This window comes from Mesorhizobium sp. f-mel (genome assembly GCF_053850215.1).
In genome coordinates, this window is record NZ_JBSPTO010000039.1 from 18,261 (window position 1) to 38,286 (window position 20,026).

At 63.5% G+C, this 20,026-nt stretch carries 19 protein-coding genes, 1 tRNA gene and 1 pseudogene; 14 read left to right on the top strand and 7 right to left on the bottom strand.

Annotated elements, in window-relative coordinates:
• Positions 1-58 precede the first annotated feature (58 nt).
• The 4 genes from ACWUKX_RS28480 to ACWUKX_RS28495 form a co-directional block, all read right to left on the bottom strand.
• A complete protein-coding gene (locus ACWUKX_RS28480; protein ID WP_456010008.1) occupies positions 59-697 on the bottom strand; it encodes a TPM domain-containing protein in 639 nt (212 codons plus the stop codon).
• Positions 698-705: 8 nt separating this feature from the next.
• Positions 706-1,515 carry a TPM domain-containing protein gene (locus tag ACWUKX_RS28485; RefSeq protein ID WP_456010009.1) on the bottom strand — a complete coding sequence of 270 codons (810 nt, stop codon included), beginning with the start codon at positions 1,513-1,515 and terminating at the stop codon, positions 706-708.
• A 75-nt stretch (positions 1,516-1,590) separates the two neighbouring features.
• Complete coding sequence (locus tag ACWUKX_RS28490) at positions 1,591-2,406, bottom strand: TPM domain-containing protein (RefSeq protein WP_456010010.1); 816 nt, start codon at positions 2,404-2,406, stop codon at positions 1,591-1,593.
• Positions 2,407-2,606: 200 nt separating this feature from the next.
• Entirely contained in the window at positions 2,607-3,245 is a 639-nt protein-coding gene (locus ACWUKX_RS28495; protein ID WP_287088507.1) for a LemA family protein, read from the bottom strand.
• A gap of 164 nt (positions 3,246-3,409) precedes the next feature.
• Here ACWUKX_RS28495 and ACWUKX_RS28500 point away from each other — a divergent pair, with 164 nt between their 5' ends.
• From ACWUKX_RS28500 to ACWUKX_RS28525, 6 genes are all read left to right on the top strand, one after another.
• Positions 3,410-3,658 (top strand): hypothetical protein, encoded by a 249-nt coding sequence (locus tag ACWUKX_RS28500; protein ID WP_127315157.1) that lies wholly within the window; start codon positions 3,410-3,412, stop codon positions 3,656-3,658.
• Positions 3,659-3,665: 7 nt separating this feature from the next.
• Complete coding sequence (pdxY, locus tag ACWUKX_RS28505; protein WP_456010011.1) at positions 3,666-4,550, top strand: pyridoxal kinase PdxY; 885 nt, start codon at positions 3,666-3,668, stop codon at positions 4,548-4,550.
• Entirely contained in the window at positions 4,547-5,302 is a 756-nt protein-coding gene (locus ACWUKX_RS28510) for a DUF429 domain-containing protein (RefSeq protein WP_456010013.1), read from the top strand. Before pdxY ends, ACWUKX_RS28510 begins: the two co-directional genes overlap by 4 nt.
• Before the next feature lie 169 nt (positions 5,303-5,471).
• The gene (locus ACWUKX_RS28515) at positions 5,472-6,116 is read left to right on the top strand and encodes a carbonic anhydrase (RefSeq protein WP_065011320.1); all 645 of its coding nucleotides are present in this window, start codon (positions 5,472-5,474) and stop codon (positions 6,114-6,116) included.
• 9 nt (positions 6,117-6,125) lie between these two features.
• Positions 6,126-6,536, top strand: a complete 411-nt coding sequence (locus tag ACWUKX_RS28520) for a nuclear transport factor 2 family protein (RefSeq protein WP_456010014.1) — start codon at positions 6,126-6,128, stop codon at positions 6,534-6,536.
• 102 nt (positions 6,537-6,638) lie between these two features.
• Entirely contained in the window at positions 6,639-8,693 is a 2,055-nt protein-coding gene (locus tag ACWUKX_RS28525) for a M3 family metallopeptidase (RefSeq protein ID WP_456010015.1), read from the top strand.
• A gap of 154 nt (positions 8,694-8,847) precedes the next feature.
• Here ACWUKX_RS28525 and ACWUKX_RS28530 read toward each other — a convergent pair whose 3' ends face one another.
• Positions 8,848-9,159, bottom strand: a complete 312-nt coding sequence (locus ACWUKX_RS28530; protein ID WP_456010023.1) for a DUF167 family protein — start codon at positions 9,157-9,159, stop codon at positions 8,848-8,850.
• A gap of 12 nt (positions 9,160-9,171) precedes the next feature.
• Positions 9,172-9,468 (bottom strand): YggT family protein, encoded by a 297-nt coding sequence (locus ACWUKX_RS28535; protein ID WP_456010016.1) that lies wholly within the window; start codon positions 9,466-9,468, stop codon positions 9,172-9,174.
• Between the two features lie 163 nt (positions 9,469-9,631).
• Here ACWUKX_RS28535 and ACWUKX_RS28540 point away from each other — a divergent pair.
• Positions 9,632-9,707 (top strand) — tRNA-Ala (locus ACWUKX_RS28540).
• Between the two features lie 696 nt (positions 9,708-10,403).
• Positions 10,404-11,732 (top strand): hypothetical protein, encoded by a 1,329-nt coding sequence (locus ACWUKX_RS28545; RefSeq protein WP_456010017.1) that lies wholly within the window; start codon positions 10,404-10,406, stop codon positions 11,730-11,732.
• An 811-nt stretch (positions 11,733-12,543) separates the two neighbouring features.
• Here the strand turns inward: ACWUKX_RS28545 and ACWUKX_RS28550 are convergent.
• Positions 12,544-12,676 (bottom strand): annotated as a pseudogene (locus tag ACWUKX_RS28550) (gfo/Idh/MocA family oxidoreductase); the annotation flags it as partial.
• Positions 12,677-12,792: 116 nt separating this feature from the next.
• On the opposite strand from ACWUKX_RS28550, the gene ACWUKX_RS28555 reads away from it, so the two are divergent.
• The 6 genes from ACWUKX_RS28555 to ACWUKX_RS28580 all read left to right on the top strand — a co-directional run bounded on the left by ACWUKX_RS28555 (position 12,793) and on the right by ACWUKX_RS28580 (position 19,642).
• Positions 12,793-13,575, top strand: coding sequence for an SDR family oxidoreductase (locus ACWUKX_RS28555; RefSeq protein ID WP_456010018.1), 783 nt, complete (start codon positions 12,793-12,795; stop codon positions 13,573-13,575).
• A gap of 291 nt (positions 13,576-13,866) precedes the next feature.
• Positions 13,867-14,781: a sugar phosphate isomerase/epimerase family protein gene (locus ACWUKX_RS28560; protein ID WP_456010019.1), complete on the top strand. Its 915-nt coding sequence runs from the start codon at positions 13,867-13,869 to the stop codon at positions 14,779-14,781.
• A gap of 45 nt (positions 14,782-14,826) precedes the next feature.
• Positions 14,827-15,861 carry an ABC transporter substrate-binding protein gene (locus ACWUKX_RS28565; RefSeq protein ID WP_456010020.1) on the top strand — a complete coding sequence of 345 codons (1,035 nt, stop codon included), beginning with the start codon at positions 14,827-14,829 and terminating at the stop codon, positions 15,859-15,861.
• Positions 15,862-16,152: 291 nt separating this feature from the next.
• On the top strand, positions 16,153-17,691 hold the full coding sequence (locus ACWUKX_RS28570; RefSeq protein ID WP_456010021.1) for a sugar ABC transporter ATP-binding protein: 1,539 nt from the start codon (positions 16,153-16,155) through the stop codon (positions 17,689-17,691).
• A complete protein-coding gene (locus ACWUKX_RS28575; protein ID WP_029349144.1) occupies positions 17,688-18,659 on the top strand; it encodes an ABC transporter permease in 972 nt (323 codons plus the stop codon). The genes ACWUKX_RS28570 and ACWUKX_RS28575 overlap by 4 nt, the downstream gene beginning before the upstream one ends.
• A complete protein-coding gene (locus tag ACWUKX_RS28580; protein ID WP_456010022.1) occupies positions 18,656-19,642 on the top strand; it encodes an ABC transporter permease in 987 nt (328 codons plus the stop codon). Before ACWUKX_RS28575 ends, ACWUKX_RS28580 begins: the two co-directional genes overlap by 4 nt.
• The last annotated feature ends 384 nt before the right edge of the window (positions 19,643-20,026 follow it).

A 20,026-nucleotide genomic window follows, 5' to 3' on the forward strand; every position in this document is an offset into this window, starting at 1 on the left:
TGTGAAGCGCAGAAAATAGCGTCAGGCGTCCGGCAGAGTAGCGTTTGCAGGCAGGCTCTTAGATTTCGACCAAATGGTCGTCCAGCTCGTTGCTGTCGTCGGTAGAAACCGGGAAATGCTCGGCCAGCACCGCGCCCGTCGCTTCGATTGCCTTGATGAAGCCGTCGGCGAGACGATCGTCGCCAGCATGCGCGGTAAGGTCGCGGACGACGCTGTCCCAGACATCCTGGCCGACACGGCTGTCGATGCCGCTGTCTGCGATCACTTCGGCGTAGTGCTCGGCAATCGAAACGAACACCAGCACGCCGGTGCGCGCCGTGGTGCGGTGGACGTTGCGGGCGAGGAACTGCTTTATCGCATTGGCATGCGCGGCTTGGTAGCGCAGCCGCCTCGGCACCAGGTAGATGCGCAAGCCGGGCACCGCCCACAACAGGACAAGTACCGAGACCATCGCCAGAAGCTGCGCGATGACGAAATGCGGCACGCGGATCGACAGCCACCATGCTTCCAGCCCGTAGCTGACGGCGAGGCTGACGACGAGCATGGCCAGCGTCGCCATAAAGGCCGCCGGAAAGAAATAGCCGTCGCTGGCATAGGCCACGACGCAGTAGATTTCGCCGTCGGTCTTTGATTCGGCGGCGCGGATCGCTTTGGCGATGCGGTCATGATCCCCGGGGCTGATCGGTCGTGTTGCCATGTTGTGTCTCACCAGCTTCCTGAAGAACCGCCACCACCGGACGAGCCGCCGCCGCCCGAAAACCCGCCGCCGCCACCGCCCGACGACCAGCCGCCACCGGAACGGCACGACGACCAGCCGCTGCCAGTGCCGGTTGTCCAGACGCCGCCCGAGGACGCGGAACCCGACCTTTGGCCATAGCGGAATGTCATGCCCAGCCATTTATACACGCCCGGCGACAGCTTTGTGCCGAAGATCGGCGGCAGGAATGCCATCGCCAGGCCGCCTAAGAACAGCATCGCCCACACGATGATGAACAGCGCGACAATGGGATCGACAGAATTGCTGTCGGCCGGATTGCGGGTGCCGCGCGCTTCCAGCTCTTCCGGATTGCCTTGCAGCACCATGACCATGTCGTCGACAGCCTTGCTGATGCCGCCGGAGAAGTCGCCGGCGCGGAATGCGGGCACCATGTCGTTTTCGATGATCAACCTCGTGTGCAGGTCGGTCAGCGTGCCTTCCAGCCCGTAGCCGACCTCGATGCGCATCTTGCGGTCGTTGTTGGCGACCAGCAAAAGCACGCCATTGTCCTCGCCGGCCTGGCCGAGCTTCCAGGCGCGAAACAGACGATTGGCGTAGGGCTCGATCTCCTCGCCGTCGAGGCTAGGAACCGTCGCGACGACGATCTGGTCCGAGCTCTTGGCTTCGAAATCCGCAAGCTTCCGGGTCAGCGCCGCCTCGGTCGCGGCATCGATGATATCGGCATTATCGACAACCCGCCCGGTCAGAACAGGCAATTCGGCGGCGAGAGCGGTGAAGCCGACCAGCAGCACCGCCATGGCCGCCAAGCAGCGCCGACCGTCGCGGCAAAATGGCCGGAACCTGGGGGACAGATGGCGCGTCTTGTCATGTCGTCACCAGCTTCCCGATGAGCCGCCGCCGCCGGACGAGCCACCGCCGCCGGAAAAGCCGCCGCCGCCTGAACCCGACGACCATCCCCCGCCAGAACTTCCCGACCAGCCGCCGGAAGACCGCCGGTTCGGCTCGAAGGTCATGCCCAGCCAGCGATAGCGGCCAGGACCGAGTTTCCGGCCGAAGATCGGTGGCAGGATGGAGGCTGCGATGCTGCCGAAGAAGATGATCGCCCAGATGCTTATGAAGATCGCAAAGAACAGATCGTCGGTGTTGAATGGCGGCTGCTGGTTGCGTTCGCCGCGCGCTTCCAGCTCTTCCGGATTGCCTTCCAGCACCATGACCATGTCGTCGACGGCCTTGGCTATGCCGCCGGAGAAGTCGCTGGCGCGAAAGGCCGGCACCATGTCGTTTTCGATGATCAGCCTGGTGTGCAGGTCGGTCAGCGTGCCTTCCAGCCCGTAGCCGACCTCGATCCGCATCTTGCGGTCGTTGTTGGCGACCAGCAAAAGCACGCCATTGTCCTCGCCGGCCTGGCCGAGCTTCCAGGCGCGAAACAGACGATTGGCGTAGGGCTCGATCTCCTCGCCGTCGAGGCTAGGAACCGTCGCGACGACGATCTGGTCAGAGCTCTTGGCTTCGAAATCGGCAAGCTTCCGGGTCAGCGCCGCCTCGGTCGCGGCATCGATGATACCGGCATTATCGACAACCCGCCCGGTCAGAACAGGTAATTCGGCGGCGAGAGCGGTGAGAAAGAGGCTAAGGCAAAGAAGGGCTAGAACAACCGGCAGGAATGCAAGGCTGGCGTTCCTTCCCACCCTCCTTTGTCCTGCCGGACATCTCCCCCGCAAGGCGGGAGATCGACTATCGCATTGGCCTTCGCCAATTTTGAATGTTCCAGGAGTGGACGGAACGCAGAAGCTGCCAATCTCCCCCCTTGCGGGGGAGATGTCCGGCAGGACAGAGGGGGGTGGGACGGAGTACAAGGCCAACGGGGATCGGGCCCGCTAATCGCTGGTCACCCGCCCTGCTGCGTGCCGAAATCGACCTTCGGCGTCTGCATCTTGTCTTCCTCGATGGTGAAGTTGGCGAACGGCTGATTGCCGCGGAACCAGAGGGTCGCCCAAATCACCGATGGGAAGGTCTTCAGCGTCAGATTGTACTCCTGCACCGCCTGGATATAGTCACGGCGGGCGACCGCGATGCGGTTCTCGGTGCCTTCAAGCTGCGCCTGCAGTGCCAGAAAATTCTGGTTGGCCTTGAGGTCGGGATAATTCTCCACCACTGCCAGCAACCGCGACAGCGCGCTGGTCAGGCCGGCTTGACTGTCCTGGAATCTCTTGACGGCTTCCGGATCGCTCAGCGTTTCGGGCGTCACCGTCACTTGCGTCGCCTTGGCGCGCGCCTCGACCACGGCCTCGAGCGTATCCTTCTCGTGCGCGGCATAGCCCTTGACCGTCTCGACCAGGTTGGGAATGAGATCGGCGCGGCGCTGGTACTGGTTCAGCACCTGGCTCCATGCGGCCTTAGCGCTTTCCTCCGCCGTCGGAATGGTGTTGTAGCCACAGCCGGCAAGCAGTGGCAGCACGATCGTCATCATCAGCAAGGCAGGCAGATTGCGGAAGAAGAAAGGGGAGGAAAGACGCTGAGCAAGCATGGAAAGATCCCTCAATATGACTGGCAGCCGAAGCAGTACCACAATCCGCGTGCAAGAACATGACCTCCGCCTGGGAGCCTTGCTGGTTCTTTATCATTCACTGCCAAGCCCTGTAATTGGCCGGGCGAACAGGTTAAAGTCGCCGCGAAAACAGGGGCATTGCCATGGCGGAACGCCAGGACAGCGACGACGAATCGCGCCGCATTATCGAGCGCGTGGCACGTGAAACCGACCCGGGCGGCACCTCGTTCATGGCGCGGACCGCCAAGGGCGCGCGCGATCACGTCACTGCTGCAGACGCCGACCAGTCGGACCCGATCGAATATTGGGGCACGCGCATTGGCCGGGCATTAGGGCTCATTGTCGGCATTGGCCTGTTGATCTGGCTCGTGCTTTTCCTCAGCCAAAGTTAGGAACCCCGTGAGCACCGAAGAACACGACGCGCCGCGCGCGGTCATCGTCATTTCCAGCCATGTCGCGCGCGGCTCGGTCGGCAACCGCGCCGCGGTCTTTGCGCTGGAGACGCTCGGCTTTCCGGTGTGGGCGGTGCCGACCGTCATCCTGCCCTGGCATCCGGGCCATGGGCGGGCGACGCGCATCGTGCCGCCGCTCGATCAATTCAAGGCGCTGATGGCTGATCTCGAGCGCGCGCCATGGCTGGGCGAGGTCGGCGCGGTGCTGTCTGGCTACCTCGGCGAAGGCGGCCAGGCCGACGCCGTCGCCTCGCTGGTCGGCGCGGTCAAGGCGAAGACGCCGGACGCCGTCTATATCTGCGACCCGGTGATGGGCGATTCGGGCGGGCTCTATGTGCCGGAGACCACCGCCATTGCCATGCGCGACCGGCTGATGCCGATCGCCGACATCGCCACGCCAAACCGCTACGAGCTGGAATGGATGGCGGGAGCGCCGCTGCCCGATCTCAAGGCGGTGATGGCGGCCGCCCTTGATGCCGGGCCGTCCACCATGCTGGTCACTTCGGCGCTGGCGATGATGGCCGGCGGCACCGGCAATCTGCTGCTCAACGGCAACCAGGCGCTGCTCGCCGAACATCGCCTCATCGAAAAGCCGCCCAATGGGCTCGGCGACCTGACGGCGGCCGTCTATCTGGCGCGCATCCTGTCCGGCCAGCCGGCGGTCAAGGCACTGCAATCGACCACGGCGGCGGTCTACGAGATCCTGGCGGGCACCGCCAAGCGCGGCGGCGACGAATTGCAGCTCGAAACCGACGCGCAGAGCCTGTCGCACCCGATGGCGATGGTGCAGCTTCGCCATCTCCTGCATCCGGGGAGGGACAAAAGAGCGTGACTGTTGTCGGCGTCGACGGCTGCAAGGCCGGCTGGATCGCCGTTCGCCGCGATCCGGGCGCAATGCCCTCGGCAGCCGTTTTTCCAAGCTTCGCAGCACTGCTCGACGCATTGCCGGCCGATGCGACAGTCGCCGTCGACATGCCGATCGGCCTGCCCGATCTGTCGCAAAAGGGCGGCCGTGGGCCCGAAGCGCTGGTGCGGCCGCTGCTTGGTAACAGGCAATCCAGCGTCTTCGCCATCCCCTCGCGTGCGGCGCTTTACGCGCATACAGACGGCTTCACCACGATCAAGGCCTGGTATGCCGCACATCGCGAGGCAAGCGAAGTGGCGAAGGCAACCTCCGATCCGCCGCGCGGCGTCTCGATCCAGGCCTTCGGCATTTTTGCCAAGATCCGCGAGATCGATGCCGTGCTGATCGCGCGTCCCGAACTGCGCAGCCGCGTGTTCGAATCGCATCCGGAGGTCGCCTTCTGCCGACTGAATAGCGATCAGGCAATGTGCCTGCCGAAGAAGATCAAGGGCGTCGTCAACCCGGCCGGCATGGCGGAACGCAAGGCGCTGCTTTGCCGGCACGGTTTTACCAGGGGCTTTCTCGACCAGACACCGCCGCGAGGCGCTGCTGGCGACGACTTTGTCGACGCCGCAGCGATGATGCTGATTGCCGGCCGCATCGCCAGCGGCGAGGCAAGGCCGCTTCCGGATCCGCCGCTCGCCGATCGTTTTGGCATCCCTGTCGCCATTTGGGCATGACAACCTGGCTTGCAAGGACATGACCTCACCAGGCCGAGGCTTGTTTGCTGCATGCCTATTGCAGCCAGTCCTCTGCGATTCGGCATTGCCCGTGACCGGCTTTTGCCGCTAGAGCCTTCCTGACTTGAAAGAGCTGCCGCCTAACCCGGAAAGGCTCCAGACGCCGCCTATGCCTCATCTCCCAGACCATCTGCTCACCGGCTACCGCAATTTCATGAGCGGCCGCTATCTCGCCGAAAGCGGACGCTATCGCTCGCTCGCTCGCGAGGGCCAATCCCCCGAAACGATGATCGTTGCTTGCTGCGACTCCCGCGCGGCTCCCGAGGCGATCTTCGACGCTGGCCCCGGCGAACTCTTCGTGCTGCGCAATGTCGGCAATCTGGTGCCGCCCTATGCGCCCGACGACCAGTTCCACTCGACCTCGGCGGCGCTCGAGTTCGCCGTGCAGAGCCTCAAGGTGAAGAACATCGTGGTCATGGGCCATGGCCGCTGCGGCGGCATCCGCGCGGCACTCGACCCCACGGCCGCGCCCTTGTCGCCCGGCGACTTCATCGGCAAGTGGATGAGCCTGATTGCGCCGGCGGCCGAGACCGTGTCCTCCAGCACGTTCATGACGGCGACGGAGCGCCAGACCGCGCTGGAGCGCATTTCGATCCGCTATTCGATCGCTAATCTCAGGACCTTTCCTTGCGTCTCGATCCTGGAAGGCAAGGGACGGCTGTCGCTGCATGGTGCCTGGTTCGACATATCGACCGGCGAGCTCTGGGTGATGAACAAGGATACCGGCGACTTCGAGCGGCCGGAGATGACATAGGAGGGTTGCATGGCATGCCGTTCGATCGCCGTGGCCGCAGCGGCGCTGCTGTTTTCAGTCATATCCGCTCGCGCCGACGACGGCGCGCTCATCGGCCGCTGGTATGCGGCGCTGCTGGTCGCCGATCGCGCCGAACTGTCGGACCTGCTTGCCGGCGACGTCCGGATAAAACTCGACGATCTCGGCGTCGTCCAGACCAAGCAGGAATTCATCGCCTCGATCGACGACTGGCAAGGCGCTGTCGCCGGGGCTGAAATCCGGCATCGGATCGAGAAGACCGAGGGTGGCGTCACCACGGTGATCGCCTGCTATGATTTCCCCAACAACGACGCGCTGATGCAGGAAACCTTCGCGATCGCCGACAACCGCATCACCGCCAGTTCGCAGGCGGCGATCGCGGAAAACTGCGACGCCTATTGAGCGGTTACCGATATTGCGTACGGCAAGCCAGCGCCTTACATCGGTGATGATCTCGCCCTGCCTCTACAGCCACTCAGCGAAAGCCCCTCACTCAGCGAAAGATTGCCCATGCCGTCCGCCGTCGACCTCGCCGCCCATCCGCTGACCATCTGGCAAGGGCCGCTCGGCCTGCCCGATTTCACCCGCATCGGCGACGGCGATTTTTCCGGGGTTTTCGATGCGGCATTGAAGGCGCATGAGGCCGAGATCGAGGCAATATCAGGCAATGCCGAGACGCCGACCGTCGAGAATACGCTTGCAGCACTGGAGCTTGGCGGCCAGGCGCTCGACCATGTCTCGTCGATCTTCTGGTGCCGGGCCGGCGCCCACACCAACGAGGCGATCCAGGCGCTGGAGCGCGACATCTCGCCAAAGATGTCGCGGCATTTCTCGGCGATCTCGATGAACGAAAGGCTGTTTGCCCGCATCGACGATCTCTATCAGCGCCGCGAGGCACTGACGCTCGACTCTGAGACGCTGCGGGTGCTGGAAAAGACCTGGAAAGGCTTCGTCCGCTCCGGCGCCAGGCTCGACGCCGAGGGCAAGAAGCGGCTAGCGGCGATCAATGAGGAACTGTCGTCGCTCGGCACGACGTTCGGCCAGAACCTGCTTGCCGACGAGCGCGACTGGGCGCTGTTCCTAGACGAGGCCGACCTTGTCGGCCTGCCGGAATTCCTGAAAAGCGCGATGGCGGAGGCTGCCGAAATGCGCGGCCAGAAAGGCCGCTATGCGGTCACCCTGTCGCGCTCGATCTACGAGCCGTTCTCGACCTTCTCCGAGCGCCGCGACCTGCGCGAGATCGCCTTCCGCGCCTTCACCATGCGTGGCCAGAATGGCGGCGCCACCGACAACACCGCCGTGGTGCGCGACATGCTGCGCCTGCGCGCCGAAAAGGCGAAGCTGCTCGGCTACGCTTCCTTCGCGGCGCTGAAGCTCGACGATACCATGGCAAAGACGCCGGAGGCGGTGCATATGCTGCTCGACCCGGTCTGGGAAAAAGCCTTGGAAAAGGCCGCAACCGACCAGGTGGAGTTGCAGCGGTTGGCGGTCGAGGCCGGCAGCAACGAAAAATTCGCCGCCTGGGACTGGCGCTTCTATCAGGAGAAGCTTCGCGCCGAGAAATTCGCCTTCGACGAGGCCGAAATGAAGCCTTATCTGCAACTCGACCGCATCATCGATGCCTGTTTCGACGTGGCGACACGATTGTTCGGCATCACCTTCGAGGAGAAGAAAGGCATCGCCACCTGGCATCCGGACGCACGCGTTTTCGTCGTCAGGAATGCCGACGGCAGCGAGCGCGGACTCTTTCTTGCCGACTATTTCGCGCGGCCCTCCAAACGCTCCGGCGCCTGGATGAGCGCGCTGAAATCCGGCTATAAGCTCGGCCATGGCTCCAAGCCGGTCATCTACAACATCATGAATTTCGCCAAGCCGCCGGAGGGCGAGGCAGCACTGTTGTCGGTCGACGAAGCCAAGACCCTGTTCCACGAATTCGGTCATGCCCTGCACGGTATGCTGACCGACGTCACCTGGCCGTCGGTTTCGGGCACCTCGGTCAGCCGCGATTTCGTCGAATTGCCCTCGCAACTCTACGAGCACTGGCTGACCGTGCCGGCGGTGCTGGAAAAGCATGCGCTGCATGTGAAGAGTGGCAAGCCGATGCCGAAGGCGCTGGTTGACAAGATGCTGGCGGCGCGCACCTTCGGCGCCGGCTTCGCCACGGTCGAGTTCACCGCCTCGGCGCTGGTCGACATGGCCTACCATGCGCGGCCGGATGCACCGGAGGAGCCGCTTCGTTTCGAAGCCGAAACGCTCGAGAGGCTCAACATGCCCGACACCATCGCCATGCGCCATCGCACCCCGCATTTCGGCCACATTTTTGCCGGCGACGGCTATTCGGCCGGCTATTATTCCTACATGTGGTCGGAGGTGCTCGACGCCGACGCCTTCGCGGCTTTCGAGGAGAACGGCGACCCGTTCAATCCGGCGCTGGCCGAGCGGCTCAGGAAGAACATCTATGCCGCCGGCGGTTCGAAGGACCCGGAAGAGCTCTACACCGCCTTCCGCGGCAAGATGCCGTCGCCCGAAGCGATGATGACCAAGCGCGGGTTGGTGTAGAGACTAGCTCCGCGATAGAGTGATTTTGACAGGTCGGATGCCGATCGGCTCCCGACAAGTCAACATAACTGTGTCGCGGAACTGGCCCATCTATCCAGGATGGCTTGGCAGGGTCGTTTGATGGCTTCAGCGCTCGTTGAGGCCGACTGGCGCCTCAAGCGCTGCTGAGCGCCTCGATGCCTCTCGCCAGCGCCGCCGGATCGCCGAGCACGCGCAGCATCTTCAACCGGGCCGTGCCGCCGACGACGACCGAGACGGCCGATCGCGGCACTCCCAGCGCCTTGGCGACCAGCCGTTCGAGCGCTTGATTGGCGGCGCCGTTTTCCGGTAGGGCGCGGACGCGAGCCTTCAGATGGCTTCGCCCGTCCGCCGAGATCTCGATGCCTTCGAGCCGGTCCATCGCCGCTTTCGGTGTCAGCCAGACGAGCAGGTCGACGCCGTCCGGCCGTATTCGGAAGACTTCGATCGGATGCACTGCTTAGTAGCCAGTAAGTATGTCTCTGACGGTGCTGTCGAGAAATCGCTGCAGGAAGAAGATAATCAGCAGCACGATGATCGGCGATATATCGACTCCGCCGAGATCAGGCATGAAGCGGCGGATGGGCCGAAAGACCGGTTCGGTCACTCGGTAGAGCATGTTACTGACGCTATCGACGAAGTGATTGCGCGAGTTGACGACGTTGAAAGCGTAAAGCCAGGAAAAAATGGCGGCGGCGATGATGATCCACCAGTAAATGCTGAGCGCGTAGATCAGCGTGTCGATAAGCGCGTTCATTCAAAGCTCCATTGATTTCGCGACATGTAGCCATTGCGGGCGAAAGCAGCAAGAGCCGCTGTCGGCGGCAGGCTGCGCGGAGGGCTGACCGCGCGGCTTTTTGGACAAAACGCCGTCTTGACAGGAAACCGCCGCGCCCGATAAATGCGCCCATCCGCTGGACGGGGCTGTAGCTCAGCTGGGAGAGCGCGTCGTTCGCAATGACGAGGTCAGGAGTTCGATCCTCCTCAGCTCCACCAGCGGGATATCATAACCGATTGAACTAGCAGTTGCTTTTCGCGGCAGATTTTGGCCTCGCCACTTCCATCCCCATTTCAGCTGTTCGTGCCCGGCCAAATTGGCCTTTACTAGGTCGGGAAAAGAATGCCTACCGAAAGGGCAGTGCCGAAACGGTATTCTCTCCAGCTGTTATGCCGCTGTTTTCAACGCGAAAGGCATCGTCAAGGCCCGCTGAATTCCCAGTGTTCCTCCACTGTTCTCAGCGGTGATGGCGCCGAGGCTTCAGCTGCATGTCCAACTGTTCCGCAACTGTTTCAGTTGGCTGTCGCGCAGGCAAATCCCCACTGTTCGGCCACTGTTCTCAGTGGGTAAGCCGTTATTTTCCCTTTCTTCAAGGGTCTGGCCCGTTGCAAGGCGGCCTCTGCGCCAGGGCACGTGCGGATCGGCGCGTCGCGTCATCACAATGAAGGGCGACATTCGCAGGCGTGTACGTGATCATCCTATCCGGAGGGGGAAAATAGGGAACACCGCGGATGGCACGCGGATGGCAGCAGTCGGTCTTCACAGATGCCCCGGTGATTCTACCTTGGGTTGTGCTGAAGGGGCGAAAGGCAGCTACGGCGCAGAGAACCTTTACCGCGAAGGTGTCTGCCAGCCGGACTGTGGCAAGTGCCCTGTGCCGCCAGCTAGCCGTTGATCTTGAGGAGTCTCTCATCATGAAGATCTCGTCCAGATTTCGTGCAGTCGCGGTTGGCGTCATCGTCGCCGCGGGAGTCGGCATTGCCAGCGCCGCGGAGCTCAAGGAGGGTGTGCAAACGCCGCCCGGCGGGCATGAAATGGCATTACGCCGCGAATTGGCCGCAGCACGAGCGGAGCTAGAAATTATGCAGCGCGCGGTACGTGACGCAAGCGCCCAGGCACACGCATTGGCAACCACGGTGGCTAAGCAGGCAGCACAAACCCTGAAAGAGCAGCAGCAAATAGACGAAGCGCTGGAGACGGCGCAGCGCGTTATCGAAGACTTTAGGGCCGAAGCCATTCTCTGGGACCGCGAGCAGACAGCCGGAGCGCACCCCTCCATGGAAGCCTCTCAGCTTGCTGTAAAGCGAGCGCTTGATGAGGAGAGGCGCAAGGTTGAACTGTTGCAACAAGAACTCACCACGGCTCGCCAAACTATCGACGCTCTTAAGACAGACGCAAACCTCGCCGCGGTCGAGAAGACCAACGCCATAAAAGACCGATCGGTGGCCGAGACCGCTCTAAAGCAAGCTGGAGAAGCACTCGAACTGGAACGCGAACGAGCAGATTCAGCCGTACGCGACCTCGATATTGTCCGCCAGGAACGCGATGCTTCAAAGCAGGTCTCGGCAGAGTTGAGTGCGGCGCTGGAACAAGAGCGTGAAAGGGCCGCCGGAGCGCACCCCTCTGTGGCAGCCTCTCAGATTGCTGCGAAGCGAGCGCTTGATGAGAAGAGGCGCAAGGTCGAACTCTTGCAACAAGAACTCACCACGGCTCGCCAAACTATCGACGCTCTTAAGACAGACGCAAACCTGGCCGCCGTGGAGAAGACCAACGCCATAAAGGACCGATCGATGGCCGAGACCGCTCTAAAGCAAGCTGGAGAAGCACTCGAACTGGAACGCGAACGAGCAGATTCAGCTGTACGCGACCTCGATATTGTCCGCCAGGAACGCGACGCTTCAAGGCAGGTCTCGGCAGAGTTGAGTGCGGCGCTGGAACAAGAGCGTGAAAGGGCTATCGATCTTGCCCGCAGCCTCAGTGCCGCGCGTAAGGCAATTGACCTCGTGAAGGATAAACGTCGCACTGCGGCTGTGGAGCGCGCGCCGAAAGCCCGTAACCCCGCGAGTGGACTTGGGAATACATTATCGCGTTCGGACGGCCAACCAGCCGGTAAATCGCGCTTGCAGGAAAAACGGAAAGTGAAGGTCCAAAAGTCGCCGCAACCTGTTCTGCGGGCAACCATCGCTCTTCCCGCCGCATTGCTCCCAACGCGACCACCGAAAAAGCTCAACCTGCGCCAGTAGAAAGACCAGGGAGCGTACGCCGCAGAGGAGTATTATGATGAAAAAGTACATCGAGGCCGCGTTGACGATCGGGATCGCAATCGGGCCTGCCTCGGCTCAAGACACAGGCATCGGCGGTAAGGTCGGCGGTCTCGGAGTCGGTGCTGGAGTGAGCGCCGGTTCGCAAGGCGCATCTGTGGGGGCGGGCGCGAGCGTCGGCGGTGTCGGGGTCGGTGCTGAAGCGAGCGCCGGTTCGCAAGGCGCATCTGTAGGGGCGGGCGCGAGCGTCGGCGGTCTCGGGGTCGGTGCTGGCGTGAGCGCCGGTTCGCAAGGCGCATCTGTGGGGGCGGGCACGAGCGTCGGCGGTGCGAGTGGAGCAAACGTTGGAGCTTCGGTCGGCGCAGGTAAGGCCACTCCCGGTAGTCCGGCCGCAGTCACCACAACCACTGCCCCTGCCAAGACCGCCAGGCAATCGATCGTCCTGCCACCCGTCCTCATGCCTTCTAGACCTGGTGAGGGTGACTCCACCAAGGGGTATCCCTTTCGATCTGTTGGATCGCTGAAAGCGAGACCCGGTACGCCAGTTGCGGTCGTGCAAGCCTGCCGCGCGGCGATCATGTCCGCCGCGACGCCGCTTGGCGCCGTCCGTGTCCACGCGGCAAGCGCAGGTGCCTTGCGTGAACGTCGAGGCGCCCTCACGGCGCCGATCGCGGTGCGAATAGACTACGCAAGACAAGGCGGCATCGAAGTTCGGCAGGCGCGAGTCGGCTGTCTCCTCGATGCGGCAGGCAGGGTCACTGCAGTGATATAGCACCAAGCCTGTCAGGCACTTTTCGGGATCCGAGGACAATGCGCCGGCAACCAGCGCAACCTTGTCGTCGAGGCGCATGGCCAGCCGGTGCACGGCGCCGATAAAGGCGTTGCGGCTGCCACGCACCATGCCGACCCCGCAAGCATTCACGCATGGATCCGTCAGCAATTGCGTAAGACCATGATTTGAAAACTCCCTCCTGAAGATTGACTATCGGGAATTGGCGTTCCCTACTCTGGAAAAAATGGAAACTTTGTTCCGGGAGGAGGAATGGAGCTTCAGCTGGAAGGCAAGGTGGTGCTGGTCACCGGCGCGACGCAAGGCATTGGCCGGGCGATCGCCGAGACGCTCGCCCGTTCTGGCGCCGGCGGCCTGCTGGTCACCGGCCGCGAACCCGTGCGTGGCAACGACGTGGCGACGGCACTCTCCCAGGCAGGCACGCCAACCACATTCGTTGCCGCCGATCTGGCTGATACCGCGGCGCCGGCGCGGCTGGTGGACGAATGTATCAGCCGCTTCGGATGCATCGACGCGCTGGTCAACGCCGCCGGCCTGACCAACCGCGCCTCGTTTCTCGATGCCGACCTCGACGATTGGGCGGCGCTGTTTGCCGTCAATGCGCGGGCGCCGTTCTTTCTAATGCAGGCAGCCATCACGCAGATGCGCAAGCAGGGTCAAGGCGGCGCCATCGTCAACGTCCTGTCGATCAACGCGCATTGCGGTTCGCCGGAACTCGCCGTCTATTCGGCCACCAAGGGGGCGCTCGCTACGCTGACCCGCAACGCCGCCAATGCGCATCGTTTCGACCGCGTCCGCGTCAACGGCATCAATGTCGGCTGGACCGACACCCCGGCCGAGCGCATCATGCAGGCCGAGACGCTCGGGCACGGCCCGGGCTGGATCGACGCCGCCAACGCGTCGCAGCCTTTCGGGCGCCTGCTGGCGGCCGACGAGGTGGCGAACCTCGCGGTCTTCCTGCTCTCCGACGCCTCCGGGCCGATGACCGGCGCCCTGATCGACCAGGAGCAATGGGTCGTAGGGGCGAACCGGTGAAGGCTGCTGTCGCAGCTCTCGAAGCAATCGGCCCGGCACTGCTTAGCCGGCTTCCTTCCCCGGGTCCAAAAACCGCCTTACGACCGGACGGCGCTGGCCCGCAGGAAATAGCCTGGCGGACTGGATCGCCATCAACGATTTCCGCACGGCTGTCACAGCCGGTCTCGACGGCCTGCTCTGCGACGATCCGATGGCATTCGTCAGACAGCTTTGCGCATTGCCGACCAGTCGCACGGTTGAAGCGGACCGCACAATCGGCATAGTAGGTCGTCACGACCAGGGGAGAGCAATATGAAGCTCGGACTGCTCACCGCACCGTTTGCCGATACCCCCCTCGCCGATGTCGCCGACTGGGCAAGTTCTGCCGGCTTCGAGGCGCTGGAGATCGCCTGCTGGCCGAAATCCTCCGGTGCCGCCCGGCGCTATGCCGGCACCAGCCATATCGACGCCGCCTCGACCTCGGCCTCGAAGGCGAAGGAAATCGCGGCCGCACTGACGGAAAACAAGCTGTCGATCTCGGGCCTCGGCTTCTACCCCAATCCGCTGCATCCCGATGCCGCCCACCGCAAGACCGTCATCGACCATCTGAAGAAGGTGATCGTGCTGGCGAGCCATATGGGCGTTCCGCTGGTCAACACCTTCTGCGGCGGCGACGCTGCAAAAACCATCGACGCCAACTGGCAAGAGGCACTGACAGTCTGGCCCGATATCATCGCCCATGCGCGCGACAAGGGCGTCAAGCTGGCATTTGAGAACTGCCCGATGATCTTCAGCTATGACGAGTGGCCGGGCGGGCACAACATCGCCTATTCGCCTTATATCTGGCGCCGCATCCTCGAGGCGTGGGGCGGCGACGTCGGCATGAACTTCGACCCGTCGCATCTGGTCTGGCAGATGATCGACCAGGCCCGCTTCATCAAAGAATTCGGTCCGCACATGCTGCATGTTCATGCCAAGGACCTGATGATCGATCATGATGGACTTTACGAACGCGGTATTCTCTCGGCCGGCATGGGCTGGCAAGTGCCGCGCATGCCGGGGCTTGGCGATGTCGACTGGAATGTGATCTTCTCCGGCCTTTACCGGGCCGGCTACGACGGGCCCATCATCATCGAGCACGAGGACCGGCGGTTTGAGGGGAGCGATCAAAGCCTCAAGCGCGGCTTTCTGCTGGCCCGCGACGTGCTGCGCCCCTTCGTGAAATGAGCCCCTTTTCGAACTGAAACGAGATCAATGTGGAGGAAGACTGGAATGAAAAAATATCTGGCAATGGTCCCGCTGCTTGCCGGCGCGGCGTTTCTGGCTTCGGTGGGCGTCTCGACCGCTGAAGCCAAATACACGATCGGCGTTTCCAACACGGTGCAAGGCAATGGCTGGCGCGAGGAAATGATCTGCGCCATCAAAGCGCAGGCGCTCGCCTCCGGCGAAGTCACGAAACTGAACATCGCCCATCGCAACACCGACGCCGCCGGCCAGCTCGAGGACATCCGCAACCTGATCAGCGCCAAGGTCAACGCCATCGTCGTCAACCCGGCCGATCCGGCCGGCATCAAGTCAGCCCTCGAAGAAGCCACCAAGGCCGGTATTGTCGTCGTCGCCGTCGACCAGGCGGTCACCGAACCCTCGGCCTATATCATCTCCAACAACCAGGAGCAGTACGCCTATCTCGGCGCCAAATGGCTGTTCCAGCAGATCGGCGGCAAGGGCGACGTCGTCTATATGCGCGGTGCCGCCGGCGCCTCGGCCGACAGCGATCGCGACAAGGGTTTTAAGAAGGCGCTTGCCGAATTCCCCGATGTGAAGGTCGTGCATGAGGTCTTCACCGGCTGGCAGCAGGATCAGGGCAAGCAGCAGATCCTCGACTTCATCGCCACCGGATCGCCCTTCAACGGCATCTGGACCTCGGGCATCGACAATGTGATCGTCGACGCGCTGGTCGAGTCGCAGACGCCGCTGGTGCCGGTGGTCGGCGCCGACAATGCCGGCTTCGTCGGCCAGCTGAACTCGGTCGAAGGCCTTGTCGGCGCGGCGGTGACCAATCCCGGTTCGATCGGCGGTGCCGGCGTGACGCTGGCTCTGCAGATCCTGAACGGCAAGAAGCCGGCGGAGCAGACCGTGCTGGTCGAGCCGCAGCTTTGGGAGAACGCCACTGAGGAGGGCAAGGCCAAGCTGAAGAGCGTAGCCGATCCGTCGCTGAGCCCGGAATGGCCGGTCTCGATCTCCATTCCGGAGTGGACCACCTACACCAAGGACCAGATCATCGCCTGCAAGGGCCCGGGCGAGTAAATATGGGCTTTCGCTGCAGACCATGACCGTTTCCAACGTGTGCGGAGACGGTCAATTGCCGAGGTTGACGCCGCCCCTCTCGCCCTGCCGGGCACTTCTCCCCGTATAGTGACGGGGAGAAGGGGGCCGGCCGCAACTCCGGCGCTCTTCCGGCGACGGTGATGATTGGCGAAACCGGCGATGACAGCGCCCTCTCCCCGTCTCTAAACGGGGAGAGGGCGCCGGCGGGCAGGTGAGGGGCGGCGCCAGCGCGAAATGATTTGAGCCGGCATAAATCGAGAGCAAAGCGATTTGACTACAAACCCCCTCCTGGACGCCACCGGCGTCGTGAAGACCTACGGCGCAGTGGTGGCGCTGCGCAACGCGTCGCTGTCGGTCCTGCCGGGTGAGGTTCACGCCCTGATGGGCGCCAATGGCGCCGGCAAATCGACGCTCGTCAAGATCCTGACCGGCGCCATCCGCGCCGATGCCGGGCATATCCTGATCCGCGGCGAAGCCCGCGACGTGCGCTCGCCCGCCGATGCGCGCCGCGCCGGCCTGCTTCCCGTCTATCAGGAACCGTCGCTCATCCCTGATCTCGACGTCGCCTCCAACCTTCGCCTGACCGACACGCCGGTCGAGCCGTTCCGCGCCTGGGTGCGCGAACTCGGCATTCCCGACCTCGACATCCGCGAGACTGCGCGCGATATCCCGCTTGCCGTGCTGCGCGTGCTCGATCTGGCGCGGGCTTTGGCGGTCGAGCCCGACGTTTTGCTGCTCGACGAGATGACCGCGGCACTGCCGGCAAACCTGGCCGAAAAGGTGCTCGAAGTCGTGCGCAGCCAGGGCGACAGCGGCCGTTCGGTGATCTTCATTTCCCACCGCTTTGTCGAGATATCGGCGCTTTGCGACCGCGCCACGGTGCTTCGCGACGGCGAGACCGTCGGCGTCGTCGACATCGAGCCGGGCGTCGAGGAGCGCATTGTCGAGATGATGCTCGGCGCCAGGATCGAGAAAACACGCGTGGCGGCGCGCCAGGCGAGCCAGGCCGCTTCGCCTGGGGATAGCCGCCCGCGCCTCGGCGTGGCGAACCTTCGTGTCGGCACCAAGCTCAACGACGTCTCGTTTGATCTGGCCAACGGCGAGGTCGCGGGCATCGTCGCGCTCGAGGGCCAAGGCCAGGACGAGCTCTTCGCCGCGTTGGCCGGCTCCATCCGCCCGTCCGGCGGCACCATCGAAGTGGACGGGAAGCCGGTGAAATTCGCGCATCCGGCGGATGCGATCCGCGCCGGCATCGCCTATGTGCCCGGCGACCGCACCGAAGCTTTGACCATGCAGCGCTCGGTGCGCGAAAACATCGCGCTCCCCTTCAGCGCCGCCTTGCGCAACTGGGGGCCGACTAACATGGCGCAGGAACGCTCCAGGGTCGTCAGTGCGATCGAGCGGCTGCAGATCGACACACGCGCCCAGCGCGAGGTGCAGCGCCTGTCCGGCGGCAACCAGCAGAAGGTGACGATCGCCCGCTGGATCGCCGCCGAAGCGCAGACCATCCTCTGCTTCGACCCGACGCGCGGCATCGATGTCGGCACCAAGCAGGAGATCTACAAGCTGCTGCGCGAACTCGCCGACCAGGGCAAGTCGGTGCTGTTCTATACATCCGAGCTCGAGGAGGTGCAGCGTGTCTGCGATCGCGTCATCGTCATTTTTGGGGGGCGCGTCGTCGACGTCTTCCCCGTCGAACTCGCCGACGAGCCCGCACTGATGCGCGCCGCCTACGGCTTGCCGCGCGGCGCCAAGGAGGACGTCGGCATCCTTGCCGATATCCACTCGAGCCCGGTGGCGAAACCTTGACCCGCCTCGTCCGTCGCCAGGGCTGGGTCGCCGGCCTGCTTGTCCTGTTCGTGGTCCTGTTCGTGATCACCAGACTCATCCAGCCGGGCTATGGCAGCGGCGATTTCGGCTCGTTGGTGCGCGCGGTGCTGCCTTACGCCTTTGCCGTGGCCGCCCAGACGATTGTCGTCATCGCCGGCGGCATCGATCTTTCCGTCGGCGCCATGATGGCGCTGACCAGCGTCACCGCCGCCTCGATGATGGACGGCGCCAGCGAGGAATATGCGCTTTTCGTCGTGCCGTTCGTGCTGACCATGGGACTGGTGCTGGGCGCCGTCAACGGCATGCTGATCGTCGTCACCCGCGTGCCCGACATCGTCGTCACGCTGGCCACCCTCTTCGTCCTGCAGGGCGCGGCGCTGCTGGTCCTCGGTGCGCCCGGCGGCGCGGTGGCCGAATGGCTGAGGGCGACCATCGTCGGGACAGTCCCGATCCCGGGCCTGCCCGGGATTTCTGCCTGGATACCGAAGGCGCTGGTGCTGCTGGTCGTCTGCCTCTGCATCATCTGGATACCGCTCAAGCGCTCAAAACTCGGCCTTTCGATCTACGCCATCGGCAGCAGCGAGCTCGCGGCATTTCGCAGCGGCGTGCCTGTCGCGCGCACCAGGATCATCGCCTATGCTCTGTCGGGGCTTTTCGCTGCCATGGGCGGGCTGGCGCTGACCATGAGCACAGGCATCGGCGCCCCCATTCCCGGCCCTTATCTTCTTGCCAGCGTGGCGGCGGTCGTGCTCGGCGGCGTCGCACTTGGCGGCGGCAAGGGCGGATTGCTCGGCCCGATCGTCGCGGTCTTCGTGCTGCGGCTGGTACGCACCGACCTGACGCTGCTGGCAATCGATCCCAACGTCACCGCGATCATCGAGGGCGCGATCATGGTCGCCGTCGTCATGTTCGGCGCCTTCATCACCATGCGGAGCCGCCCATCATGAGCAATGCCGCCACGGTCTCTCAACCCGTCCCCTTCGGTCGCCGCCTCAAGCGGTTCATGGCCGACCGGCCGCTGATCCCGCTGATCATCCTGCTGGTCATGCTGGTGGTGATTCTGCAGATCCTGCGTCCCGGCATCGTCAATGAGCGGTGGCTCGCCAACACCGTGAAGTTCGCCATCCCGCTGGCGATTCTTGCCGGCTGCCAGACCATGACCATGCTGACCGGCGGCATCGACCTGTCGGTCGGTACGGTAGCGACGATGAGCGCCTTCATCATGGCGACGCAGGTCGTCAATCATGACCCGGCGGTGGCGATCCTCATCGCATTGGTGCCGGCGGTGCTGATCGGCCTGATCAACGGCATCGGTGTCGGCGTCTTTCGCGTGCACCCACTGATCATGACGCTCGGCACCAGCCTGATCGGCACCGGCTGCCTGCAGGTCTATCAGCGCACCGTGATAGCTTCGGGCGCCAAGATCCCGCCCTTCCTGGCCTGGCTCGGCACCGGCCTCACCTATGGCGTGCCCAATGCGCTGCTGCTGTTCGTGCCCATCGCCGTCCTCATCGTCTTCACCTTGCGCCGCACCGGCTTTGGCCGCCTGCTTTACGCAGTCGGCGACAATGAAGGAGCAGCACGCCTGTCCGGCGTCCGCTACTGGCAAGTCATCACAGCGCTCTACGTCATCTCGAGCGTGCTCGCCGGCATTACCGGGCTGCTCTATATCGGCCTGATCAAGGCGCCGTCGCTGTCGCTGGCCGAACCGCTGGTGCTGCCTTCGGTGGCCGCCGCCGTGATCGGCGGCACCTCGATCTTCGGTGGCCGCGGCGGCTACACCGGCACCATCATCGGGGCGCTGATCCTCACCGTGCTGACGACACTGCTGACCATCCTGCAAATGCCCGAAGGCGCGCGGCGGATTCTGTTTGGGCTGATCGTGCTGTTTGTGACGGCGGCTTATTTGCGGATTATCGAGGATCGGTAGGGGGCGTTGAGACGTACGGCTGCTCTTGCACCGAAGGCGACTTATGTCTGTCGGAATGCGAATGGCCGCTTTGCGCCTAATCTCTGCCGTTCGTCGACGCTCAGCTCGATCCCGAATCCCGCCGTTCGCTCAGTCGTTGTGATGGGCTCGAGTCAATACCGTGCAATCCAATGGATTGGCGGCTATCCGCCGGCATGATCCCGCCGGAAGAGCGAATTCGAACCAACGGCCGCTCGATAACACTCGAGATCGCTACCGGTGGGCTCTCGGGGAGCTGCTGATACCAAACTCAACTTAATTTCGGATCGGGCTATAAGGCATTTGCCGAATATGGCGGCGCCGTCGCATCTTTCTGCTGCCGCCCTATTTCACCAAGGACGGGGC

Coding starts and splice junctions, on each gene's coding strand:
- ACWUKX_RS28480 (WP_456010008.1), bottom strand. CDS start 697: ATGGCAACACGACCGATCAGCCCCGGGGATCATGACCGCATCGCCAAA.
- ACWUKX_RS28485 (WP_456010009.1), bottom strand. CDS start 1,515: ATGGCGGTGCTGCTGGTCGGCTTCACCGCTCTCGCCGCCGAATTGCCT.
- ACWUKX_RS28495 (WP_287088507.1), bottom strand. CDS start 3,245: ATGCTTGCTCAGCGTCTTTCCTCCCCTTTCTTCTTCCGCAATCTGCCT.
- ACWUKX_RS28500 (WP_127315157.1), top strand. CDS start 3,410: ATGGCGGAACGCCAGGACAGCGACGACGAATCGCGCCGCATTATCGAG.
- ACWUKX_RS28515 (WP_065011320.1), top strand. CDS start 5,472: ATGCCTCATCTCCCAGACCATCTGCTCACCGGCTACCGCAATTTCATG.
- ACWUKX_RS28520 (WP_456010014.1), top strand. CDS start 6,126: ATGGCATGCCGTTCGATCGCCGTGGCCGCAGCGGCGCTGCTGTTTTCA.
- ACWUKX_RS28535 (WP_456010016.1), bottom strand. CDS start 9,468: ATGAACGCGCTTATCGACACGCTGATCTACGCGCTCAGCATTTACTGG.
- ACWUKX_RS28545 (WP_456010017.1), top strand. CDS start 10,404: ATGAAGATCTCGTCCAGATTTCGTGCAGTCGCGGTTGGCGTCATCGTC.
- ACWUKX_RS28555 (WP_456010018.1), top strand. CDS start 12,793: ATGGAGCTTCAGCTGGAAGGCAAGGTGGTGCTGGTCACCGGCGCGACG.
- ACWUKX_RS28560 (WP_456010019.1), top strand. CDS start 13,867: ATGAAGCTCGGACTGCTCACCGCACCGTTTGCCGATACCCCCCTCGCC.
- ACWUKX_RS28565 (WP_456010020.1), top strand. CDS start 14,827: ATGAAAAAATATCTGGCAATGGTCCCGCTGCTTGCCGGCGCGGCGTTT.
- ACWUKX_RS28580 (WP_456010022.1), top strand. CDS start 18,656: ATGAGCAATGCCGCCACGGTCTCTCAACCCGTCCCCTTCGGTCGCCGC.